This is a genomic window from Citrobacter sp. CK185 (assembly GCF_030333565.1).
GTDB lineage: Bacteria > Pseudomonadota > Gammaproteobacteria > Enterobacterales > Enterobacteriaceae > Citrobacter_B > Citrobacter_B koseri.
On the sequence record NZ_JAOWFR010000023.1, the window covers coordinates 223,261 to 247,300 of the forward strand.

The window sequence follows — 24,040 nt, forward strand, 5'->3', positions numbered from 1 at the left end:
TCCGGCCTACGGTTTGCGCATTGTTGTAGGCCGGACAGCCGTCCGGCAAAAATAACTTAAAGGTGAGAAGTTAATATGTCTAAACCATTTGTCTGGCAGGAACCGTTTGTTCAAAGCAAAGATACGACGGAATATGAATTACTCAGCGACAAGCACATTACGGTAACGGAGTTAGACGGTGAAGAGGTTATCAAAGTCGCGCCTGAAGCGCTGACTCTGCTGGCCCAACAGGCATTTTATGAAGCCTCGTTTTTCCTGCGCACCGCGCATCTGAAACAGATTGCCAGCATCCTGCACGATCCGCAGGCCAGCAGTAATGATAAGTACGTCGCGCTGCAACTGTTACGCAATGCCGAAGTCTCGGCGAAAGGCGTACTGCCAAACTGCCAGGACACGGGAACGGCAACCATTGTGGCGAGCAAAGGTCAGCACGTCTGGACAGGCGGCAACGATGCCGAAGCCCTGAGCAAAGGCGTGTACATCACTTTCCAGGAAAATAACTTACGCTACTCCCAGAACGCCCCGCTGGACATGTACACCGAGGTGAATACCCAAACCAACCTGCCCGCCCAGATTGATATCAGCGCGACGCCGGGTGACGAATACCGGTTTCTCTTCGTCAATAAAGGCGGCGGTTCCGCCAACAAAGCGGCGCTGTTTCAGGAAACCAAATCTATTCTGCAACCCGAAAAACTCACCGCTTTCCTGATCGAAAAAATGCGGTCGCTGGGAACAGCAGCCTGCCCGCCCTACCACATCGCTTTTGTGGTTGGCGGATTGTCTGCCGACCAGTCGCTGAAAGTGGCGAAGCTGGCCTCAACCAAATATTACGACACCCTGCCGACCAGCGGAAACGAGCTGGGCCAGGCGTTTCGCGACACGGCGCTGGAAACAACCCTGCTCAATGCCAGCCGCGAGTTTGGCATCGGAGCACAGTTTGGCGGCAAATATTTCGCTCATGATATCCGCGTTATCCGCCTGCCGCGTCACGGCGGCTCCTGCCCCATCGCAATGGCGCTCTCCTGCTCTGCCGACCGCAATATTAAAGCGAAGATCAACAAACGCGGCATCTGGCTGGAAAAACTCGAACACAATCCGGGAAAATTTATTCCTGAATCCCTGCGCGTGGAAAACAGCGCCCAGACCGTACAGCTCGATCTCAACCGTCCGCTGCGCGAGATCCTGCATAACCTTTCCACGCTGCCTGTCGGTACCCGACTGTCGCTGAACGGCCCGATTGTCGTCGCCCGCGATATCGCGCACGCCAAAATTAAAGAGCGTCTGGATAACGGCGAACCGATGCCGGACTACATGAAAAATCACATTGTTTATTACGCGGGGCCAGCCAAAACGCCGGAAAAACAGGCCTGCGGCTCGCTCGGCCCGACCACCGGCGGGCGCATGGACGGCTATGTTGACGCCTTCCAGGCGGCGGGCGGCAGTTTGATCATGCTTTCGAAAGGCAACCGCAGCCAGCAAGTGACCGAGGCCTGCCACAAGCATGGCGGCTTCAATCTTGGCAGCATTGGCGGCGCCGCCGCGCTTCTGGCGCAGCAGTACGTTAAAAGCTTACGCTGCCTTGAGTATCCCGAACTGGGGATGGAAGCCGTGTGGATGATGGAGGTCAAAAACCTGCCCGCCTTTGTGCTGGTGGATGATAAAGGCAATAACTTCTTCAGCCAGTTTGAGCAGCAACATCGCTGCGCGACCTGTCCGGCAGGACATTAAGGAGCATTTATGGAAGCGCGAGCCAATACTGACAGGCACCGCCAGCGGCAGCAAAAACTGAAAGAACAGGTGGACACCCGCGTGGCGGCGGCCACGGAACAGAAAGGAGTCCTGATTGTTTTCACCGGGAACGGTAAAGGAAAATCGACGGCGGCCTTTGGCACCGCAACCCGCGCGGTCGGTCACGGCAAAACCGTTGGCGTCGCGCAATTTATTAAAGGTCAGTGGGATAACGGTGAATACAACACGCTGCAACCGCTTGGCGTTGAGTTTCACATTATGGGCACCGGTTTTACCTGGGAGACGCAGGACCGGGAAGCGGATATACAGGCGGCGGAAGCCGTCTGGCAGGAAGGCAGGCGCATGCTCGCCGACCCGCGTTACGATCTGGTGGTGCTGGATGAACTGACATACATGCTGGCTTATCACTACCTGGACACCCAGGACGTGATCGCCGCGATTGTGAATCGTCCCGAACAGCAGAGCGTGATCGTTACCGGTCGCGGGTGTCATACGCAGTTACTGGAACTCGCCGATACGGTCAGCGAAGTCCGCCCGGTGAAGCATGCATTCGATAGCGGCATCCAGGCGCAGGCGGGGATAGACTGGTAGCCGCGCCTTTGCCTGATGGCGCTGCGCTTATCAGGCCTACAGCCCTCACCGCCTGTAGGCCGGATAAAGCCACCGGCCGCAGCCCTCATCGCTTGTAAGCCGGATAAGGCCATCGGCCGCCATCCGGCATCAGTCCTCACCGTTTGTAGGCCGGATAAGGCCACTGGCCGCCATCCGGCGTCAGCGCTCCACCGCTGAGATTACCGATTTTTGCAGCAGCCAGTCACGGAAGATCTGTAAATACCGGGATTCCGCTTTTTCTTCGCGCCACGTCATAATAAACCGGTTCCCTGTACGCATCGGCACATCGCAGGGAATCACCATCTCACCGTTATCCAGATCGTGCTGGATCGCAAACCGGGGCAATAGCGCCACGCCCAGATTAGAACGCACGGCGGCAATCAGCATCGACAATAAATCAAAGCGCGGGCCTTTATTCACCAGCGGACTGTTGATATCCGACAGCGCAAACCATTCCTGCCAGCCTTTGATGCGCGTACTTTGATGCAAAAGGGGAAATTCATTGAGCAACTCTTCTACGGTCAGTTTTTGATTCGGCTGAGGTAAAAGGCTGCCACTGCATACGGGTAAAATTTCCTCTTCAAATAAATACTCCACCTCTGACCAGGGCGAGCAAAAATCTTCCCGCATAATGGCGGCGTCATACTCACGGTTAAGAAAATCGCCAATATTCGCCAGCGAATGAATATTAACGATAATGTCAGGATTTATTTTATTAAATTCACGTAAATTCGGAATCAGCCAGTGGGTACTGAACGTTGGGTTCACCGCCAGCTCAATGACCTGAACGGTGGGTTGCCAGGTCATTATCGTATTGGTATCGCGTTCAAGTTTGTTAAGTGTTTCTTTAACAATGCTCAGATAATGCTTACCGGCTGCATTTAAAAAAATTCGCTTTTTGGCATGGTTAAATAACGAGGTATGTAAAAAATCCTCCAGCGCATTCACCTGCCGGAACACGGCACTCTGAGTCAACGCCAACTCTTCTGCTGCCCGGGTATAGCTTTCGTGACGCGCCACCACTTCAAAAGTCACCAGTAATTCGGTCTTGGGTATCTTTCCTCTCATAACGTCTTCCATATGCAGCGTACAAAAATAGTTTAATTTATAAAAAATTAATGCAACCCCTCCAGATTATCCCCGAGAGTTATATTTTATTTTCTCCGCTAATGTCATTGATCCACTCCATGATTTACGCACACTGCCAGTGTTTAAATATTAAGCAATAATACTCAACCCCGACAATAAACACAATTTAAACGCGGTTAATTACAGGCAAATAGTGCTAATAAGTTCTTAATAATTTTTCATGTTAACTTGTTTTATGGAGAAAAAATGTTGCGAGGTGAATCAATATTATTTGTGGTTTATTTAAGGAGGATTTAACACGCGGCATAACAGAAAGCGACTGTTTATGTGTCTGATAATTTTCTGTTCGTTACCTGCTGGCAGGATGATATTAATAACAATAAGCGCGGGTAAACGTTTACCGCAGCAAGATGCTTATTTTCAACACGGTTAAGCGGCAAAACAGGCAAAAAAAAGGTCACCAGAAGGTGACCAACCATGTCGAAAACGGACCAGCCCTGCATCCTCCGCGCTTCAGGTATTCCCCTGTCGCACGAAGGAGTCGGGCCTTATTGCTGCTTTTTGAGAATTACTTCATTACGGCTTTCAGCGCTTCGCCGATATCCGCCAGGCTACGAACGGTTTTCACGCCTGCGGCTTCCAGCGCGGCGAATTTCTCATCCGCCGTACCTTTACCACCCGCGATAATCGCGCCCGCGTGACCCATACGCTTGCCTTTCGGCGCGGTAACGCCCGCGATGTAACCGACAACCGGCTTGGTTACGTGTTCTTTGATGTATGCCGCCGCCTCTTCTTCCGCGCTACCGCCGATCTCACCGATCATCACGATCGCTTCAGTCTGCGGATCTTCCTGGAACAGTTTCAGGATATCGATGAAGTTAGAGCCCGGGATCGGGTCACCGCCGATGCCCACACAGGTGGACTGGCCGAAACCGTAGTCAGTGGTCTGCTTAACCGCTTCATAGGTCAGCGTACCGGAGCGGGACACGATGCCCACTTTGCCCGGCTTGTGGATGTGGCCCGGCATGATGCCGATTTTGCACTCGCCTGGGGTGATCACGCCCGGGCAGTTCGGCCCGATCATGCGCACGCCCGCTTCGTCAAGCGCGACTTTCACGGTCAGCATATCCAGCGTCGGGATACCTTCAGTGATGGTGATAATCAGTTTGATGCCCGCGTCGACAGCCTCCAGAATGGAGTCTTTGCAGAACGGCGCCGGAACGTAGATAACCGTTGCGGTGGCGCCAGTGGCTTCTACCGCTTCACGCACGGTATTGAACACCGGCAGACCCAGATGCGTGGTGCCGCCTTTGCCTGGCGTTACGCCGCCCACCATCTGCGTGCCGTAAGCAATCGCCTGTTCAGAGTGGAAAGTCCCCTGGCTACCGGTAAAGCCCTGGCAGATAACCTTGGTGTTTTTATCGATTAAAACAGACATTATTTCCCCTCCACTGCGGCAACAACCTGCTGAGCTGCATCCGTCAGACTTTTCGCTGCAATAATATTCAGGCCGCTGTCAGCCAGTTTTTTCGCGCCGAGTTCGGCGTTGTTGCCTTCCAGACGTACGACAACCGGTACGCTAACACCCACTTCTTCTACCGCGCCGATGATACCATCGGCAATCAGGTCGCAACGGACGATGCCGCCGAAGATGTTAACCAGAACCGCTTTCACGTTGTCATCAGAGAGGATGATTTTGAACGCTTCGGTTACGCGCTCTTTGGTCGCGCCGCCGCCTACGTCGAGGAAGTTAGCCGGTTCGCCGCCGTGCAGTTTAACGATGTCCATCGTGCCCATCGCCAGACCTGCGCCGTTAACCATGCAGCCGATGTTGCCGTCCAGCGCCACGTAGTTCAGTTCCCACTGCGCCGCCTGTGCTTCACGCGGGTCTTCCTGAGACTGGTCGCGCATTTCACGCAGATCCGGCTGGCGGAACAGCGCGTTGCCGTCAGCGCCCAGTTTACCGTCGAGACAGATCAGATCGCCCTGCTTAGTGATCACCAGCGGGTTGATTTCGATCAGCGCCAGATCGCGTTCAAGGAAAATGGTCGCCAGACCCATAAAGATCTTCGTAAATTGCTGAACCTGCTTACCTTCCAGACCCAGTTTGAACGCCAGTTCGCGGCCCTGATACGGCATTGGGCCCGCCAGCGGATCGAGGGCGATTTTGTGGATCAGGTGCGGGGTCTCTTCCGCCACTTTTTCGATTTCCACACCGCCTTCGGTGGAGGCCATAAAGACCACGCGGCGGGAGCTACGGTCAACAACCGCGCCAAGATACAGCTCTTTATCGATATCGGTCGCCGCTTCAACCAGAATCTGGTTGACCGGTTGACCGTTAGCGTCTGTCTGGTAGGTCACGAGGCGTTTACCCAGCCAGTGTTCCGCAAACGCGCGAATCTCTTCTTTGCTGTTAACAACCTTCACACCGCCCGCTTTGCCACGGCCGCCTGCGTGAACCTGACATTTTACTACCCACGGACCCGCGCCGATTTTTGAAGCGGCTTCTTCTGCTTCACGCGGAGTAGTACAGGCATAACCCACCGGCGCCGGTAAGCCATAGCGGGCAAAAAGTTGTTTTGCCTGATATTCATGTAAGTTCATGTGTTCTGTCCATCCTTCAGGTAATCGTTATCTTTAAACCTGTAGGCCTGATAAGACGCGGCTGCGTCGCCATCAGGCATCTCACCAGCGCCTTATCCGGCCTACAGGGCAGGTGACACTAAAAAGTGACTACACGTCCAGCAGCAGACGCGTCGGATCTTCCAGCAACTCTTTAATGGCGACCAGGAAGCCCACTGATTCACGACCATCGATCAGACGGTGATCGTAAGACAGCGCCAGGTACATCATCGGCAGGATCTCAACCTTGCCATCCACCGCCATCGGACGATCTTTGATCGCATGCATGCCGAGGATTGCGCTCTGCGGCGGGTTGATGATCGGGGTAGACATCAGCGAGCCGAACACGCCACCGTTGGTGATGGTGAAGTTACCGCCGGTCAGATCGTCCACCGTCAGCTTACCGTCACGCCCTTTCACGGCCAGTTCTTTGATTTTCTTCTCGATATCCGCCATGCCGAGGGTATCGACATCACGCAGTACCGGCGTTACCAGACCACGCGGCGTGGAAACCGCCATGCTGACGTCGAAGTAGTTGTGATACACCACGTCGTCGCCATCAATGGAGGCGTTCACTTCCGGGTAGCGTTTCAGCGCTTCAACCACCGCTTTCACGTAGAAGGACATGAAGCCCAGACGAATGCCATGACGTTTTTCAAACGCGTCGCCGTACTGCTTACGCAGATCCATGATTGGCTTCATGTTGACTTCGTTGAACGTGGTCAGCATCGCGGTGGAGTTTTTCGCTTCCAGCAGACGCTCGGCTACGCGCTTGCGCAGACGGGTCATCGGGACGCGTTTTTCACTGCGAGCGCCAAGCGCAGGCTGTGCGGCAGGCGCAGCTTCCGGCGCCTTGGCTTCCGCTTTCGCCGGTGCCTTCGCCAGATGTTTTTCCACATCTTCGCGCGTGATGCGACCGCCTACGCCCGTGCCTTTGATGGCGCTGGCGTCGAGGTTGTGTTCACCCAACAGACGGCGAATCGCCGGGCTGAGGGCATCATTGTTCTGCTCGGATAGCGACGCCTGCTGGCGCTGCGCCGGTGTAGACGCTTTCTCTTCGGATTTGGCGCTGGTCTCTTTACCGGAGCTGTTGCCTTCACGCAGGCGACCCAGGATCTGGCGAGACGTTACCGTCGTACCTTCATCTTCCAGAACCGCATCCAGAATGCCGTCAGCCGATGCCGGTACTTCCAGTACCACTTTGTCAGTTTCGATTTCTACCAGCACTTCATCACGCTGGACACTATCGCCCGGTTTTTTGTGCCAGGTCGCAACGGTTGCGTCCGCTACGGACTCAGGCAGGTCGGGAACAAGAATATCTACGCTACTCATTATTTATCCTTTAATTAATCGACGTTCAGCGCGTCATTAACCAGATCTTGTTGCTGTTTCTGGTGAACGGACAGATACCCTACCGCCGGAGAGGCGGAGGCCGGGCGACCTGCGTAACGCAGAGCAGACCCAAATGGAATCACTTCACGGAAATGATGCTGACTACAGTACCATGCGCCCTGGTTGAGCGGCTCTTCCTGGCACCAGACAAAATCATGTACGTGGGCGTACGGTTTCAGCGCTTCCTGAACCGCTTTGTGCGGGAACGGGTAGAGCTGTTCAATGCGCACAATGGCGACATCTTTCTGATCGTTTTTACGGCGTTGTTCCAGCAGGTCGTAATAAACCTTACCAGAACACATCACCACGCGCTTCACGCCTTGCGGATCGAGCTCATCAACCTCGCCAATCGCTGGCTGGAAGGCGCCGTTGGCCAGTTCGTCCAGGCTGGAGACCGCCAGCGGATGACGCAGCAGCGACTTCGGCGACATAACAACCAGCGGGCGGCGCATACCGCGCAGCGCCTGACGACGCAGCATGTGGTAAACCTGCGCCGGGGTGGACGGGACGCAAACCTGCATGTTCTGCTCAGCGCAAAGTTGCAGATAACGTTCCAGACGCGCGGAGGAGTGCTCCGGCCCCTGCCCTTCGTAGCCGTGCGGCAGCAGCATCACCAGGCCGCACATCCGCCCCCATTTCTGCTCGCCGGAGGAGATGAACTGATCGATCACCACCTGCGCGCCGTTGGCGAAGTCGCCGAACTGCGCTTCCCAGATGGTCAGGGTGCGCGGTTCAGCGGTCGCATAGCCGTATTCGAACGCCAGCACCGCTTCTTCAGACAGGACGGAGTCCCAGACGCGGAAGGTGCCCTGACCGTTATGAATGTGCTGCAACGGCGTATACGTGGAGCCATTCGCCTGGTTATGAATCACCGCATGACGGTGGAAGAAGGTGCCGCGACCGGAGTCCTCGCCGGACAGACGCACCGGAATCCCCTCATCAACCAGCGTGGCGTAGGCCAGCGTTTCCGCGCCGCCCCAGTCGAACAGCTTCTCGCCAGCGGCCATCGACTGACGGTCGCCGTAAATTTTGGCGACGCGCGACTGCATTTCTACCGCTTCCGGCACCGTGCTGATGCGTTTAGCCAGTTCCTGCAAACGCTTCATTTCCACCTTGTTCGGGTAGCTCTCATCCCATTCATGGTTGAGGTACGGCGACCAGGTGAAGGAGTGCATGTTCATCGGACGCCACTCTTTCACCACGCATTCGCCTGCATCCAGCGCATCGCGGTAGAGGTTGACCATTTCAGTGGCGTCTTCCAGCGTAGCGACCTTGTCCGCTTCCAGCTTGTCGGCGTAGAGTTTACGCGGCGTCGGATGCTTTTTGATTTTCTGGTACATCAGCGGCTGGGTTGCGCTCGGCTCGTCGGCTTCGTTATGGCCGTGACGGCGGTAGCACACCAGATCGATGAAGACATCGCGTTTAAAGGTGTTACGGAAGTCCAGCGCCAGACGGGTAACGAAAGCCACCGCTTCCGGGTCATCCGCGTTAACGTGGAAAATCGGTGCCTGAACCATCTTGCCGATGTCGGTGCAGTATGGGGTGGAACGCGCATCCAGCGGGTTGGAGGTGGTAAAGCCCACCTGGTTGTTGATGACGATACGCACCGTACCGCCCACTTCGTAACCACGCGCCTTGGACATGTTCAGGGTTTCCTGAACCACGCCCTGGCCCGTCACTGCGGCGTCGCCGTGAATGGTGATTGGCAGCACTTTATTGCTGCTCGGCTCATCCAGACGATCCAGACGGGCGCGCACGGAACCGATCACCACCGGGCTGACGATTTCCAGGTGCGACGGGTTAAACGCCAGCGCCAGGTGAACCAGACCGCCTTCGGTTTCGATATCAGACGAGAAGCCCATGTGGTACTTCACGTCGCCGGTGCCGAGATGCTCTTTATGTTTGCCCGCAAATTCGTCGAACAGATCCTGCGGTTTTTTACCCAGCACGTTGACCAGCACGTTCAGACGGCCACGGTGCGCCATACCCAGCACCACTTCGCGGGTGCCGCTGTTGCCCGCATGGCGGATCATCTCTTTGAGCATCGGGATTAACGCATCGCCGCCTTCCAGCGAGAAGCGTTTCGCCCCCGGGAATTTCGCCCCCAGATAACGCTCCAGCCCTTCGGCGGCGGTCAGTTCGTTGAGGAAGCGTTTTTTCTCTTCCGCGCTGAAGGCGGCGCGGCCGGATTCGATACGCTGCTGAATCCAGCGTTTCTCTTCGGTGCTGGTGATGTGCATATACTCGGCGCCAATCGGGCCGCAGTATGTTTGTTTGAGCGCGGAAATAAGTTCGCCCAGCTTCATCGTCTCTTTGCCAATCGCAAAAGAACCTACGTTAAAGCTTTCCTGGAAATCGGCCTCTGTCAGATCGTGGAAAGAGGGGTCCAGATCCGCCACGTTTTCTTGCTCCCACAGTCCCAGCGGATCGAGATTCGCATGCTGGTGACCACGGAAACGATAAGCGTTGATAAGTTGCAGGACTTTGACCTGCTTCGTATTGGTGTCAGGGTCGGAAATCGAAGAAGAGTAACGTGAGGCATCCTTCGCCAGACGACGGAAATAATCACGCGTTTTTGAATGGAATTGATCCGGTTTGACTCCGGTGCCAGGTAACTGCTGGAACGTCGAACGCCAGTTAGCGTCTACCGAGTCAGGATCGGTTAAGAAGTCTTCATAGAGCTGTTCTATCCAGCTCTGGTTTGCGCCAGAGAGGTAAGAAGAGTCCAACCAGGCTTTCAAAGCGCTGTTCTGCATCGTGATCCCTTAAGCATTCTGTATGCTTACTTCGCCGTGGATACTACCACGCACATTGCTGTGCGTGCCGGGGTTCACTTGCGAGCTCTTCTCTGTGTAGCGGCTCGCGAAGGAACCTTTAGAAACTGTCTAACCATCAGGGCAGTTTTTAAAGGTTTCCTGCATTTCAAACCGGTGGTGGCCCCGTAGGTCTGATAAGCGTAGCGCCATCAGGCAATATATGCCGGATGGCGACGCCAACGCCTTATCCGGCCTACGGGACTGTCATTTACTGCGCTTACCGGCGTTATTATTTACGCACTGCGTTGCAACAACATCGACTTAATATGGCCGATGGCGCGCGTCGGGTTCAGCCCCTTAGGACATACACTGACGCAGTTCATGATGCTATGACAGCGGAATACGCTGAATGCATCGCTAAGATCTTCCAGGCGGCTGTCGGTCTCGGTATCCCGGCTATCGATCAGGAAACGATACGCCGCTAACAGGCCTGCCGGGCCGATAAACTTATCCGGGTTCCACCAGAACGACGGACACGACGTTGAACAGCACGCACAAAGAATACACTCATACAGCCCATCGAGTTTTTCACGCTGCTCGGGCATCTGTAAATGCTCACGAGCGGGTGGATTTTGCCCATTATTCAATAAGTAAGGCTTAATCTTCTCATATTGTGCGTAGAATTGCCCCATGTCTACCACCAAATCGCGGATAACCGGTAAACCGGGCAGCGGACGGATAACAATCTTCTTACCCGGCTGGTGTAGCGCCGAAACCGGCGTAATACACGCCAGGCCGTTTTTGCCGTTCATGTTCAGGCCATCTGAACCGCACACGCCTTCACGGCATGAGCGACGGAAAGAGAGGCTGGGATCTTTCTCTTTCAGCTGCATCAGCGCATCCAGCAGCATCATGTCACGCCCTTCTTCGCCTTCCAGGGTGTAATCCTGCATGCGCGGAGCGTCATCAACATCCGGGTTATAGCGATAAATCGAAAACTCGAGTTTCATTTTCCTGTCTCCGCATTAGTAAGTACGAATCTTCGGCGGGAATGCCGGGCGCAGTTTCGGTTCCATATTGACGCTACGACGCGTCATGGATTCCGTCTCTGGCAGATACAGGGAATGGCACAGCCAGTTTTCATCATCACGATCCGGGAAGTCGAAGCGGCTATGCGCGCCACGGCTTTCGGTACGGAAGTTGGCGGATACCGCAGTTGCGTAAGCCGTTTCCATCAGGTTGTCCAGCTCCAGACACTCGACGCGCTGGGTGTTGAACTCGCTGGAGGTGTCATCCAGACGGGCGTTTTTCAGACGCTCGCGGATCACCTTCAGTTGCTCAAGCCCTTTCGCCATCGCGTCGCCTTCACGGAATACCGAGAAGTTGTGCTGCATACATTCCTGCAACGCTTTACGGATAACCACCGGATCTTCGCCGTCACGGTTGTTGTTCCAGCGGTTGAGACGTTCCAGAGAGGCCTCAATGTCAGACTCGCTGGCGTCACGCAGCGCGCCCTGCTCGGCGATGGACTCCTGCAAATGCAGACCGGCCGCACGTCCGAAGACCACCAGGTCAAGCAGCGAGTTGCCGCCCAGACGGTTAGCGCCGTGTACGGATACGCAGGCGATCTCACCCACCGCGAACAGGCCAGGAATCACCACGTCTTCGCCCTGCTCGTTCACGGTCAGCGCCTGACCGGTCACTTTGGTCGGGATACCGCCCATCATGTAGTGACAGGTTGGAATAACCGGGATCGGCTCTTTAACCGGGTCAACGTGCGCAAAGGTACGGGACAATTCGAGGATACCCGGCAGACGGGATTCGAGCACTTCTTTACCCAAATGGTCGAGCTTCAGTTTCGCGTGCGGCCCCCACGGGCCGTCGCAGCCGCGACCTTCACGGATTTCGATCATAATAGAACGCGCGACCACGTCACGACCGGCCAGGTCCTTCGCGTTCGGGGCATAGCGCTCCATAAAGCGCTCGCCATGTTTATTCAGCAGATAACCGCCTTCACCACGGCAGCCTTCCGTCACCAGCACGCCCGCGCCCGCAATGCCGGTCGGGTGGAACTGCCACATTTCCATATCCTGCACCGGAACACCGGCACGCAGCGCCATACCCACGCCGTCGCCGGTGTTGATATGAGCGTTAGTGGTGGACTGGTAAATACGGCCTGCGCCGCCGGTCGCCAGCACGGTTGCGCGCGCTTTGAAGTAGACCACTTCGCCGGTTTCGATACACAGCGCGGTACACCCCACTACCGCGCCATCCTGGTTTTTCACCAGATCCAGCGCATACCATTCAGAAAAAATGGTGGTGTGGTTTTTCAGGTTCTGCTGGTACAGCGTGTGCAACAGCGCGTGACCGGTACGGTCAGCCGCCGCTGCGGTACGCGCCGCCTGTTCGCCGCCGAAGTTTTTCGACTGGCCGCCGAACGGACGCTGATAGATACGGCCATCGTCAAGACGGGAGAAAGGCAGCCCCATGTGCTCCAGTTCCAGAATCGCTTCCGGGCCGGTTTTGCACATATATTCAATCGCGTCCTGGTCGCCGATGTAGTCCGATCCTTTTACGGTATCGTACATGTGCCATTCCCAGTTATCTTCATGGGTATTACCGAGCGCCACGGTGATGCCACCTTGTGCGGATACGGTATGGGAACGGGTTGGGAAGACTTTGGAGAGCAGCGCACAGGTCTGGCCGCTCTGGGAAATTTGCAGCGCTGCGCGCATACCTGCGCCGCCTGCGCCAATAACAACAGCATCAAATTCTCTGACTGGCAGTTTCATTACACACCCCACACCACAACAAATCCATAAATGACGTAAACCACCAGCGCAACAACGATTGCCAGCTGTAGCACAAGGCGCAGGGCCAGAGGTTTAACGTAGTCGGTCAACACCTGCCACATGCCGATCCAGGCATGAATCAAGATGGAGAAAAGTGCCAGCAGGGTGAAGACTTTGGTGAATGCCGATGAGAAGAAACCGCTCCAGACATCAAAGGTCAGCTCGCCGCTTATTGCGAAAAAGCCCACCATATAAACGATGTAGAGGGTCAGAACGATAGCGGTAGCACGGACCAGGATGAAGTCATGTACGCCATTGCGTCCTAATGCGGAGGCGTTGCTTACCATACGAGGACTCCTGCGAGAAGTGAAAGCACGACAGTGATAACAAAAGAGATTTTGGCTGAGCGTTTACCCGCTTCGAATGTTTCTTCCAGATAGCCAAAATCCATCATCATGTGACGAATACCGACCACGACGTGATACGCCAGCGCGGTGAGGATGCCCCACATAATAAATTTAACAAAGAAGCTCCCCATGATGGCGGATGCCTGCTGGAATCCTTCAGGGGAAGAGAGGCTGGTGCCCAATAACCACAACAGAATCCCGACCGCCACGAAGGTGATCACTCCAGAAACGCGATGGAGAATGGACGCTATCGCCGTGATTGGGAACCGGATCGTTGTCAGATCCAGATTGACAGGTCTTTGTTTTTTCACATTTCTTATCATGAATAACGCCCACATGCTGTTCTTATTATTCCCTTTGGACTTCGGGTACAGAGGGTGAATCTACCTGTAGCCAGAAAGACGACGGGATTTCCTTCCTCCGGTCTGCTTGCGGGTCAGACAGCGTCCTTTCTATAACTGCGCGTCATGTAAAACACTGCTTCCAGTTGCTAAAACGACACGTTACAACGCTGGGTGGCTCGGGATTGCAGGGTATTCCGGAGACCTGGCGGCAGTATAGGACGTTCACAAAATCATTACAATTAACCTACATATAGTTTGTCGGGTTTTATCCCGAACAGTGACATAGGTCACGATAACAACATTTATTTAATTTTTAATCATCTGATTTGACAAACATTAAACAAAGTTGTTACAAACAACACCAGAAAAGGCATATAATGCGCAAAAGTTATGGGGTCACTCTTTCACCTGCTAATAAGTTATGTAACAGTGTGGCGGTATTGACCAATTTATTCAGGACAGTTATTAGTGATAGTCAGGTTTAATAATTCGGATTGCTAAGTTGTTGATTTGTTGCTAATTCGCCATAAGTTAACTGTTTTTACCTGCAAGCGCCCATTGCTCTGTACCCTGGTTTTCTCCTCTTTCGCAGAGCGGCGAGCCAAATAACAAACTGGTAACGGTTGATTTATGTAACGAAGCAAATCTCACTGAGTAGTCTTAAGCAATAAGGCGCTAAGGAGACCGTAAATGGCTGATACAAAAGCAAAACTCACCCTAAATGGTGACTCTGCTATTGAACTGGATGTGCTAAAGGGCACACTCGGTCAAGACGTTATTGATATTCGTAGTCTCGGCTCAAAGGGGATGTTCACTTTTGATCCAGGTTTCACCTCTACCGCATCCTGCGAATCCAAAATCACCTTCATCGACGGCGACGAAGGCATTCTGTTACATCGCGGCTTCCCGATTGACCAACTGGCTACCGAGTCTAACTATCTGGAAGTATGTTACATCCTGCTGTACGGCGAGAAACCGACCCAAGCAGAGTACGACGAGTTCAAAACCACCGTCACACGCCATACCATGATCCATGAGCAGATTACCCGTCTGTTCCACGGTTTTCGCCGCGACTCGCATCCGATGGCCGTTATGTGCGGCGTCACTGGCGCGCTGGCTGCGTTCTACCACGACTCGATGGATGTGAATAATCCGCGTCATCGTGAAATCGCCGCGTTCCGCCTGCTGTCCAAAATGCCGACAATGGCGGCAATGTGTTACAAGTATTCTATCGGTCAACCGTTCGTCTACCCGCGCAACGACCTCTCCTATTCCGGCAACTTCCTGAACATGATGTTCTCCACACCGTGCGAAAACTATGAAGTTAACCCGGTGCTGGAACGCGCAATGGATCGCATTCTGATTCTTCACGCCGATCACGAACAGAACGCATCAACGTCAACCGTCCGTACCGCAGGCTCCTCCGGCGCGAACCCGTTCGCCTGCATCGCGGCGGGCATTGCCTCCCTGTGGGGACCGGCACATGGCGGCGCGAACGAAGCGGCGCTGAAAATGCTGGTAGAAATCAGCTCTGTTAAACACATCCCGGAATTTATTCGCCGGGCAAAAGACAAGAATGATTCTTTCCGCCTGATGGGCTTCGGTCACCGTGTTTACAAAAACTATGACCCGCGCGCTACCGTCATGCGTGAAACCTGCCACGAAGTTCTGAAAGAGCTGGGCACCAAAGATGACCTGCTGGAAGTCGCGATGGAGCTGGAACACATCGCGCTGAACGACCCGTACTTTATCGAGAAGAAACTCTACCCGAACGTAGACTTCTACTCCGGCATCATTCTGAAAGCGATGGGCATTCCGTCCTCCATGTTCACCGTGATCTTCGCGATGGCGCGTACCGTGGGCTGGATTGCACACTGGAACGAAATGCACAGCGAAGGCATGAAAATCGCCCGTCCGCGTCAGCTGTACACCGGCTACGAAAAGCGCGATTTCAAGTCTGATATTAAGCGTTAATCTGTAAACGCCGGATCTTATCCGGCCTACGATGATTCACTTTTGTAGGCCGGATAAGACATTTATGCCACCATCAGGCAAATAACAGCAAACCCCACCTTTTCTTGACCCCCGTTATGTTATTCTCATCACGCTTTCCCTATGATTTATTGAGATTTCACGAGAGTTAACACAGGGAGCACAGGATGCCGGTTTTGCAGTGGGGTTTGTTGTTCCTGCTATCACTCCTTCTTTCGCTGGCTTTTCTCTGCATCCACCTTCCGGCGGCGCTGCTGCTCGGCCCGATGATTGCCGGTATCGCATTCAGTCTGAAAGGCATTACGCTGCGACTCCCCCGCTCCACTTTTCTCGCAGCGCAGGCCATTCTCGGCTGCATGATTGCGCAAAACCTTACTGGTTCGATTCTCACCACGCTGGCGGTGAACTGGCCGGTGGTGTTAGCCATTCTGCTGGTGACGCTGCTCTCCAGCGCAGTGGTCGGCTGGCTGCTGGTGCGCTACAGCTCACTGCCAGGCAATACCGGCGCATGGGGTTCCTCCCCCGGCGGCGCGGCGGCAATGGTGGCGATGGCGCAGGACTACGGCGCGGATATCCGCCTGGTGGCGTTTATGCAGTACCTGCGGGTACTGTTTGTCGCAGGCGCCGCCGTGCTGGTCACGCGGCTGATCCTCGGCGACAGCGCAGAAGCGGTCAGCCAGCAGATTGAGTGGTTCCCGCCGCTGAGCGGCAATCTGTGGAGCACGCTGCTACTGGCTGCGGTTGCAGGCTTCGCCGGGCGCATATTGCGCATTCCTTCCGGTACTATGCTGGCGCCGATGATCGTCGGCGCATGGCTTCATGCGGGCGGCATGATCGTGATTGAACTGCCGGAATGGCTGCTGGCGATTGCGTATATGGCCATTGGCTGGCGCATCGGATTAGGGTTCGACAGGCAGGTCTTTTTTATGGCGCTGCGTCCGCTGCCGCAGATTCTGGCCTCCATCTTTGCCCTGATGGCGATTTGCGCGGCGATGGCCTGGGGACTCGCCCACTACATGCAGATTGATTTTATCACCGCCTGGCTTGCCACCAGCCCCGGCGGGCTGGATACCGTGGCGGTGATCGCCGCCGGTAGCAACGCCGACATGGCGCTGATTATGGCGATGCAAACCCTGCGGCTGTTCAGCATTTTGTTGACCGGGCCTGCGGTTGCTCGTTTTATTTCAACCTATGCGCCGAAACAGCCGCAGGCATAAAAATGTTTAATTTAAATTATACTTAAACCCAACCCTGATCTGGTATTCATTTTTGGTGTCATCGCCATCTTTATATTCATCCAGATAACCTAATTCAAAGAAGGGATAAAAACGCGGCGTTGCATGGAAGTTAAAAACAAAATTATGTTGCAGCGTATGGTTTTTACCATTCGCATATTCAAATTTATCACCATGCGTTTTACTGTAATATGTTGGATTATATTGTACCCAAAAATCTGGCGTAAAATATTTGGTCAGATAAATATCAACGCGATGTTCCGAAGAGTCATCCCAGTCGCCCTGTAGCGTCTGGCTGTCGTGATTTTGATGATTATAGCGATAGCGTAAAACGGCACCCAGCGTTGGGTCAAAGTGATAACCAATGCCGAGGTAAGGATCGATACGCGAACCGGCGGACTCCCAATGAAAGACAACCCCAGGTTCAAGCCAGAAGTCGCTCTCGCCCAGCGGGAACGGCTTGTTAAACTCTGCTTCTTCGTAGCTGCTTTTCCACTGCTCCATATTTTTACCGAGATCGGAGTCCGTCTCAAAACTCCAGTACATTCGGGCGAAAATACTGTTCGGGTCCTGCACCACGCCTGTCAGCATCAGTCGTTGTAAAAAACGCTCGCTGGCCGTGCGATATTGTGTGCGTGGCGCAAAATAAACCGTCGTAAACGGTTTTTCTTTTGCCTGTGGCGCCGTCGTTGAATGACTGTTATTGTCCGCAAAAACGCTGGCGGAAGGCATGACCAGTGCAGCCGCTAATAGGGCTGTATTCATATTATTACTTTTCATTATATTTTCCTTGCAGAAACAGAGATAAAATCTCCCCCTGCTAACTGAATAGCATTATTATTTAACAGGAGGAGTGGGATATTACCAGTAACTATTCCAGCATGACGTTGCGCGGGTAATGGCCTCCATCAGGAAATAATCACCCCAGGCACAGCATTCATTCACGCCAACGTTACCTTTAAAATAATAAACAGAATGTTTTAATAATCCTTCGCCTTCTTTGTGCTCCAGATTGAGATAGCCGTCGAGCATCCGCTCAATCATTCGCAATGCCAGCGCCTCATAACTTTCACGATCGGGATGAGTCGCCGGAAGCTGTTTTACCAGCTCCAGCAAGGCGCAGGCGAGAATCGCGCTGGCAGAACTGTCTCTTTCGCTGTTGGGTTCGGTCAGCGCCAGATCCCAGTAACAGACCAGGTCTTCCGGCAAACGGTTAATAAAATAGTTTGCCAGCGTCTGGCTCAATTCCAGCAGTTTCTCATCCCCGGTATAGAGGTAGTTCAGCAGAAAGCCATACACGCCCCATGCCTGCCCACGCGACCAGCAGGAATCGTCGGAGAACCCCTGATGGGTATTGCCAAAGCGTGGCTCACCGGTGTGAACATCCATATAGTACGTGTGAAACGTCGAGCCGTCCTCGCGCACAATATAGCGTCGCGCCTGCTCAATATGGCTTTTCGCCGCCTGGGCATAGCGCGGGTCGCCCGTTGTCGCGCTGGCCTGATACAACAACGGCAGATTCATATTGCAGTCAATGATCATCCTCCCCTGCTGTTCCGGGTTATCCAGCTCGCCCCACGCCTGAATAATGCCGCACTTGTCGTGATAGCGCTCCATCAACACTTCTGCCGCCTGCTGGACGATATATATTGCCTCCCGGTTATCGGTCAATTTGCTGGCAGCCACGCAGGAAAGGCTGTACAGAAACCCGAGGTCATGGTGATTAGTGTGGTCGCGCTTTGCGATACGTTCGCCAAAGGAGCGGACATGCTGCCCGGCTAACGCGCGATATGCGGCATTCCCTGTCCACTCCCATGCCAGCCACAGTTGCCCGGTCCAGAAACTGGTCGTCCACTCCTGATTATCGATAATCGGATAGATACTGTTTTTACATGCCGCGTCGGGAAAACGCTGGCCGAAATAAGCGCTGTTACGATCAACAGCCTTTAAAATCACCGGCAACGCATGACGAATTTTCTGCGCGATAGCAGCGCGCTCGCCGCGCTGTAGCGCAACAGGGACAATCGTTTCTTTACGGATAGTTGCAGACATAATTCTCTCGTTTTCTTTACTTTAATGAATGGCTTCTTGCCCGTGGGCAGGGATGGCGGTGTTTTTTTTATGCTGATAGCAGGGAGATAGCGTGATGGCGGAGATCCCGGTAAATATCAGCGCGATGATGCCCATAATCAGATAGGTGTGTTCAAAACCGATCTTCTGGTAGGCATACCCGGCAGGCGGCGCCACCACGATAGAGCCGACGTAAATCATGGCCTGATAACCCAGCAGATACATCGTGGCGTTGACGCGCTTGTCGAAGTGTTCGGCGATATATTTGAAAACCGAGACCAGAATCAGCGCAATTTCAATCCCATACAGCGGTTTCACCAGGCAGATAATCAACGGATCGTTGGTTAACCCGGAGATAATCAAACGCAGGCTGATCACCAGCCCTGTCAGGAGCATCCCCTGTTTGGCGCCGATGCGGTTAATGATGGCGGGCACCAGCATCATGCCGAAGAACTCGGCGGCGGACTGCGCGGTGCTCATATAGCCAAACATGGCGTTTCCTTCCTCTTTGGTACTGAAGAAGGTGACGAAATAGCGAGAGAATTGCTGCTCGGCAATAAACATCATCCATGCCACACCCGCGATATACAGGGAGAAGGTCCAGAACTTTTTATTGCGCAGCAGCTGGAACACATCGCCAATGACAATCTTCTCTTTCGACAGAACGTTGTTTTCTTCCTGACCAAAGTGATCGACCTTCAGCGTCAGCAGCACCGCGAACATGCACAGCGCGGAAACGGTACTGATAACAAAGTTGATTTTGGGGGAGATATTGTAGAGATAGCCGGAAAACGACGACGCCGTCGCCCAGCCCAGCGCCGCCCACATGCGGATGCGGCCAAACTCCATATCATACAGACGGCTGAAACGGTCAACATACGACTCTTCCGCCGCCACGCCCGCATACCAGCCGAGGCTGAAAAACAGCGCGCCGACAATCATTCCGCTGACAAAATGGGTTTGCAGCAGCGGCAGATAGCACCAGATGTAAAACGGCGCCATCAGTGCCGAAACAATACAGACAAAATAGAGCAGGTGTTTTTTCATGCCCATTTTGTCCATGATGTAGCCGTAAACGGGTTTGATAATCACCGCAAAAACGCCGTTAACGGCAAACACCGTGCCGATTTCCACGCCATCCAGCCCGGCTTTATCCCCCAGCCAGATAGCATACAGGCCAAAACTGGCCGCCCAGGTAAAGGTAAACAGAAATACAAACAGACTCAGCTTGATGTAAGCCGAACGTGTCGACTGAACAGGGTTCATCATTATTTTCTCCGCATCAGCGTCAATTATTTTATTTCCAGCGTTTTCGAGTTCAGCGTCAGCACCTGATTGACACGATCGAATGCCATGACCACCGGCGGCGGCAGCGACGGAGACATCGTGGCGTTAACGCTACAGGCCAGCCAGTGAGTGCCCGGCGTGAGCGTCGTGCCGAGACAGGGGATCTCTCCAGGAGAGGCATACAGAATGTTGCTGTTCGGCGGGGTGGTGACGACCAGCGGCTGGCGTTCAGCCAGCAAATCCTCGATCTGACACACGCCGGAAGTGGTACTGAGAGTCAGCCCGTTTTTTGCCATTCGGGTCGTCGTCAGATGATGGCGATTCAGTGCGAATCCGCCTTCCACGCAGTCGAGCGTGCGTGGGGTTACAACGCGATGTAGCCGGAGATGCCCCTGCTCATGCGGGATAAGCCAGGTGGTGACGCTGACATCCGGCCAGGGGCGCCAGACGCTTCGAAGCCACGCTGGCGTCATCTCCACAGCATCGCACTCGCGACGCCCGCGCCAGTAGCCGTCCTGCTCACTGAACATCAGCGTCGAGTCACAGGCGGCATGGTTCAGACCATACACGCCGCGTTCAAGGGTGAAACCAAAGTGGCTGGAATAGGCGAACTTGCAGTATTTGGCGTCGAAATTGACGAAGTTATTGCGATCGTACTGCCCGGACATCAGCATCCAGACGTGATGGTTATCCTCCGCATGAACAATAAACTGCCCGGCTTCCGCTATCGGGTGAACCGTCTCCAGCACGGGCAATGGCGCGGGTTCCGCCTGCCAGAACGCACTCTCTTGCGGCAGCGCCAGAATCAGCAATGCCTTACATGCCCAGTACGGCGAACCGGGGCTGTTGTAATCTTCGGTCATCACCAGATTCGGGTATGTGTACCCCAGCGTGAACAAACCATCCGGGCCGATAAACGGTTGGCTCAGCCACCAGTCGATATGCCGCAGGATCAGCCCTTTGATAACCGGTACGCTAAACACATCCAGCCCGGTATATGCCACCGCGCTCCAGAATGCGACCTGTACGAAGCGATAAGTCAGGCTACGGCCAAAGGGGATCGCATTGCCGTCACCGGTAAAGTAATGGATATAATCTTTCGCGAACTGACGCGCGCGCTGACGATAGCGCAGGCAACGTTCAGGATCAGCATCCTGCATAAAGTGGCTGTACAGCAGGCTGTAAAAGTGAAACCCGCTGGAGATGTAGTAGTCGCGCGGCTTACCGGCGCCATCGGCGTACCAGCCGTTGCCAAGCCAGAACGGTTCAATGGCATTCAGATGCTTATCAATCACCATCATGTCGTAATGCCGCCCGACGCACTTAAGCCCCACCTGCACCAGCACCGGGAAGAAATGCCAGTTGTTATCGGGGATCTGAATGTCGGCGCTCTGGCGTAACCAGCGCTCCAGATTGTTTTGCTCGTCGGTGGAGAGCGCTGGCCAAAGCCCCGTTCCCGGTAACGCCAGCGCCAGGCCAAACGCCGCCATTTCAACGCATCGCTGATCGTTATCCGCCAGGGAGCCCCAGTAGTCAGGATGTTCGGGATCGCAGCCGTGACGAATACCGTCGATAAACGTCTCGCGAAAATCATCGGCTTCGCCACCGCTCAGTAACGGCGCCAGCAGCCACAGCAGACGGGAGAAACCTTCCATTCCGGCGACATCCGCCGGATAGTGTGCAGACGTTTCTCCGGCGTCCAGACGCGTGTTTCCTCGCCTCAAATGGGGGACGGCTGACGCCAGCCATTGTTGCGCCAGTCCGACATATTCTTGCCTTATTCGCATAATGAAACCTCGTTTCATTTGATAAATGTTGGACGCATAATAAGGATTCAGACGGACAGACAAATGTGATAATTGTCGTATTTTCGGACAACGTCGGTGATGAATAACAACATTCATCCGCTTTTAGCGACAAAAATTCGATTAGAGTGATAAAAGTTTAAGTTTATTCACATTGCGGGAGGGGCGGGCAGAAATGCAGCGAATGGAAGACAGCAGTTATCTTGAGAATATCAACCTCAACGATAAGTCGATTTACTTTAACCGCATGAAGAATATGCCTGCCAACTACTACCACTGGCATCAGTGTGTGGAGATCCTGTCAGTTTCTCAGGGAGTTGGCATCGCGCTAATGGAGCACCAGCAGTACACCGTTAAACCGGGGCGTATTTTTATTTTTCCGCCGGGAAAGCTGCATAAGGTGTTTGTCGAGCAGGACGATCGTAATGTTTATCACCGTACAACGCTGCATTTTAATGGCTCAATTATTGAGCAGTACCTGCGGGATTTTCCGCGTCAGCAAATGTTGCTGCGTCAGCTCTGCGGTCGGGGAGAAAAGGCGCGGGTATTTGATGTCGGCGACGTACAGCCGGTGATTGAAACGCTGCTGAGCCGTTTTGAAACGCTGGTAAAAAGCAAAACGTTCAGCGTCAGCGACAGCGCATTTCTGGTGATGCAGATTATCAGCCTGCTGCCGCATCAGGAGCAGGCGACGGGATACAATACCTTTTCGGTCAGCATTATCCGTTGGATAGAAACCCATTTTCACCAGCGCTGCTCGCTGGACGATATCGCCCGCGAGATGGGCTGCTCGCGCGGACATGCCTCACGCCGCTTTCACGAGGAAACGGGCGGCACCATTCAGGAGTATCTGATGATGCGCCGTATCCGTCAGGCATGTGAATTGCTGTTGCACACCAACAGCTCAGTGCGTGAGATTGCCGAACAGGTCGGTTTCTCCGAGTACGCCTGGTTTATTACCTGTTTTCGCAAGAATATGGGTAAAACGCCGTTGCAATATCGCAAAACGTATTCCCCCGCCTAGTTCCCACGCCAGATGGTCTGGTCTGTAAGCCGGATAAGGCGAAGCCGCCATCCGGCGCGTTGACGAATTACGTCTGACAGTATGGACACCAGTAGAACGGGCGCGAGGAGAGCGTCGTTTTCTCAATAATGCCGCCGCAGCGCTCGCAGGCTTCGCCGTCCCGGTGGAACACCTTAAAGCGAAACAGCGCGCCGTGATGCGTGTTCTCATCCGCCTGACCGCGCGTGGTATAAGAAAGGCGCGGGATATCGAGCAGCGCATGAGATAACGCCTCCAGCTGTTGGTCACTGAGATCTTTCGCCTTATGCTGCCCCGTCAGCCCTACCTGCCAGAGAATTTCCACACGCAGATAGTTGCCCAGCCCGGCGAGAAACGCCTGATCCAGCAACAGCCCGGAAAACTGACGATTACGAAAACGCGCAGAGAGCAGACGTGCTTTTACATCATCGGGCGTCAGCCGCGGGTCCAGCACGTCCGGCCCGACGCGTTGCAGAAACGGGTGGGTGGCGAGCTGTTCCGGCGTCAACATTTCAATGTCGGACGCGCTGTAAAGCAGAATGGTTTTATCCGCCGTTTGCAGGTTAACGCGTAATACCCGGGTGGTTGCCGGGATGTTCCCCGTCTCCACTACTCGCCATACACCATACAACTGGTTATGGCTGTAGAGCGTCAGCCCCTGCGAAAAGTGGGTCAGCAACGCTTTCCCCCGCGTTTCGATATGGGTAACCGTCTGCCCAATCAGCGGCGATTCATACGGTTTTAACTGCGAAAAGGCAAACCAGACATCCGTCAATGGTTTGCCTTTGATCGCCGCCTCCAGGTTATCCGCCGCACGACGGATCTCCGGGCCTTCAGGCATAGTTC

The 24,040-nt window shown here is 54.2% G+C and carries 20 protein-coding genes; 6 read left to right on the plus strand and 14 right to left on the minus strand.

Features of this window, described 5'->3' with window-relative positions; all coding sequences use genetic code 11:
- Positions 1-75: 75 nt before the first annotated feature.
- Positions 76-1,728, plus strand: a complete 1,653-nt coding sequence (locus OGV79_RS08735; protein ID WP_286468245.1) for a class I fumarate hydratase — start codon at positions 76-78, stop codon at positions 1,726-1,728.
- Positions 1,729-1,737: 9 nt separating this feature from the next.
- Entirely contained in the window at positions 1,738-2,340 is a 603-nt protein-coding gene (gene cobO, locus OGV79_RS08740) for a cob(I)yrinic acid a,c-diamide adenosyltransferase (protein WP_012133266.1), read from the plus strand.
- 180 nt (positions 2,341-2,520) lie between these two features.
- Here the strand turns inward: cobO and OGV79_RS08745 are convergent, their stop codons facing one another.
- From OGV79_RS08745 to sdhC, 9 genes are all read right to left on the minus strand, one after another.
- Positions 2,521-3,429 (minus strand): LysR family transcriptional regulator, encoded by a 909-nt coding sequence (locus OGV79_RS08745; RefSeq protein WP_024130527.1) that lies wholly within the window; start codon positions 3,427-3,429, stop codon positions 2,521-2,523.
- Between the two features lie 589 nt (positions 3,430-4,018).
- A complete protein-coding gene (sucD, locus tag OGV79_RS08750; protein WP_012133270.1) occupies positions 4,019-4,888 on the minus strand; it encodes a succinate--CoA ligase subunit alpha in 870 nt (289 codons plus the stop codon).
- Positions 4,888-6,054 (minus strand): ADP-forming succinate--CoA ligase subunit beta, encoded by a 1,167-nt coding sequence (gene sucC, locus OGV79_RS08755; RefSeq protein WP_012133271.1) that lies wholly within the window; start codon positions 6,052-6,054, stop codon positions 4,888-4,890. Before sucC ends, sucD begins: the two co-directional genes overlap by 1 nt.
- Positions 6,055-6,183: 129 nt before the next feature.
- Positions 6,184-7,404 carry a 2-oxoglutarate dehydrogenase complex dihydrolipoyllysine-residue succinyltransferase gene (gene odhB, locus OGV79_RS08760; RefSeq protein WP_047458082.1) on the minus strand — a complete coding sequence of 407 codons (1,221 nt, stop codon included), beginning with the start codon at positions 7,402-7,404 and terminating at the stop codon, positions 6,184-6,186.
- A 14-nt stretch (positions 7,405-7,418) separates the two neighbouring features.
- Entirely contained in the window at positions 7,419-10,220 is a 2,802-nt protein-coding gene (gene sucA / locus OGV79_RS08765; protein WP_012133275.1) for a 2-oxoglutarate dehydrogenase E1 component, read from the minus strand.
- A 293-nt stretch (positions 10,221-10,513) separates the two neighbouring features.
- Positions 10,514-11,230, minus strand: coding sequence for a succinate dehydrogenase iron-sulfur subunit SdhB (gene sdhB / locus OGV79_RS08770; RefSeq protein WP_012133276.1), 717 nt, complete (start codon positions 11,228-11,230; stop codon positions 10,514-10,516).
- A 15-nt stretch (positions 11,231-11,245) separates the two neighbouring features.
- Positions 11,246-13,012, minus strand: coding sequence for a succinate dehydrogenase flavoprotein subunit (gene sdhA / locus OGV79_RS08775; protein WP_012133277.1), 1,767 nt, complete (start codon positions 13,010-13,012; stop codon positions 11,246-11,248).
- The gene (sdhD, locus tag OGV79_RS08780; RefSeq protein WP_012133278.1) at positions 13,012-13,359 is read right to left on the minus strand and encodes a succinate dehydrogenase membrane anchor subunit; all 348 of its coding nucleotides are present in this window, start codon (positions 13,357-13,359) and stop codon (positions 13,012-13,014) included. Before sdhD ends, sdhA begins: the two co-directional genes overlap by 1 nt.
- Positions 13,353-13,757, minus strand: coding sequence for a succinate dehydrogenase cytochrome b556 subunit (gene sdhC, locus OGV79_RS08785; RefSeq protein WP_047458089.1), 405 nt, complete (start codon positions 13,755-13,757; stop codon positions 13,353-13,355). The genes sdhD and sdhC overlap by 7 nt, the downstream gene beginning before the upstream one ends.
- Before the next feature lie 383 nt (positions 13,758-14,140).
- Here sdhC and OGV79_RS21700 point away from each other — a divergent pair, with 383 nt between their 5' ends.
- From OGV79_RS21700 to OGV79_RS08795, 3 genes are all read left to right on the plus strand, one after another.
- The gene (locus OGV79_RS21700; protein WP_418222314.1) at positions 14,141-14,248 is read left to right on the plus strand and encodes a hypothetical protein; all 108 of its coding nucleotides are present in this window, start codon (positions 14,141-14,143) and stop codon (positions 14,246-14,248) included.
- 205 nt (positions 14,249-14,453) lie between these two features.
- Positions 14,454-15,737: a citrate synthase gene (locus OGV79_RS08790; protein ID WP_012133280.1), complete on the plus strand. Its 1,284-nt coding sequence runs from the start codon at positions 14,454-14,456 to the stop codon at positions 15,735-15,737.
- Positions 15,738-15,922: 185 nt separating this feature from the next.
- Positions 15,923-16,972, plus strand: coding sequence for an AbrB family transcriptional regulator (locus OGV79_RS08795; RefSeq protein WP_071259706.1), 1,050 nt, complete (start codon positions 15,923-15,925; stop codon positions 16,970-16,972).
- A gap of 6 nt (positions 16,973-16,978) precedes the next feature.
- On the opposite strand, the gene OGV79_RS08800 is transcribed toward OGV79_RS08795, so the two are convergent.
- The 4 genes from OGV79_RS08800 to OGV79_RS08815 all read right to left on the minus strand — a co-directional run bounded on the left by OGV79_RS08800 (position 16,979) and on the right by OGV79_RS08815 (position 22,134).
- Positions 16,979-17,770 (minus strand): oligogalacturonate-specific porin KdgM family protein, encoded by a 792-nt coding sequence (locus tag OGV79_RS08800; protein ID WP_071259709.1) that lies wholly within the window; start codon positions 17,768-17,770, stop codon positions 16,979-16,981.
- A gap of 81 nt (positions 17,771-17,851) precedes the next feature.
- The gene (locus OGV79_RS08805; RefSeq protein ID WP_286468246.1) at positions 17,852-19,042 is read right to left on the minus strand and encodes a glycoside hydrolase family 88 protein; all 1,191 of its coding nucleotides are present in this window, start codon (positions 19,040-19,042) and stop codon (positions 17,852-17,854) included.
- A 21-nt stretch (positions 19,043-19,063) separates the two neighbouring features.
- The gene (locus tag OGV79_RS08810) at positions 19,064-20,329 is read right to left on the minus strand and encodes an oligosaccharide MFS transporter (RefSeq protein WP_012133289.1); all 1,266 of its coding nucleotides are present in this window, start codon (positions 20,327-20,329) and stop codon (positions 19,064-19,066) included.
- A gap of 23 nt (positions 20,330-20,352) precedes the next feature.
- Positions 20,353-22,134 (minus strand): DUF2264 domain-containing protein, encoded by a 1,782-nt coding sequence (locus OGV79_RS08815; protein ID WP_286468247.1) that lies wholly within the window; start codon positions 22,132-22,134, stop codon positions 20,353-20,355.
- A gap of 193 nt (positions 22,135-22,327) precedes the next feature.
- On the opposite strand from OGV79_RS08815, the gene OGV79_RS08820 reads away from it, so the two are divergent.
- Positions 22,328-23,176 (plus strand): AraC family transcriptional regulator, encoded by an 849-nt coding sequence (locus tag OGV79_RS08820; protein ID WP_058668776.1) that lies wholly within the window; start codon positions 22,328-22,330, stop codon positions 23,174-23,176.
- Between the two features lie 67 nt (positions 23,177-23,243).
- Here the strand turns inward: OGV79_RS08820 and nei are convergent, their stop codons facing one another.
- Entirely contained in the window at positions 23,244-24,035 is a 792-nt protein-coding gene (gene nei, locus OGV79_RS08825) for an endonuclease VIII (protein WP_286468248.1), read from the minus strand.
- Between the last annotated feature and the right edge of the window lie 5 nt (positions 24,036-24,040).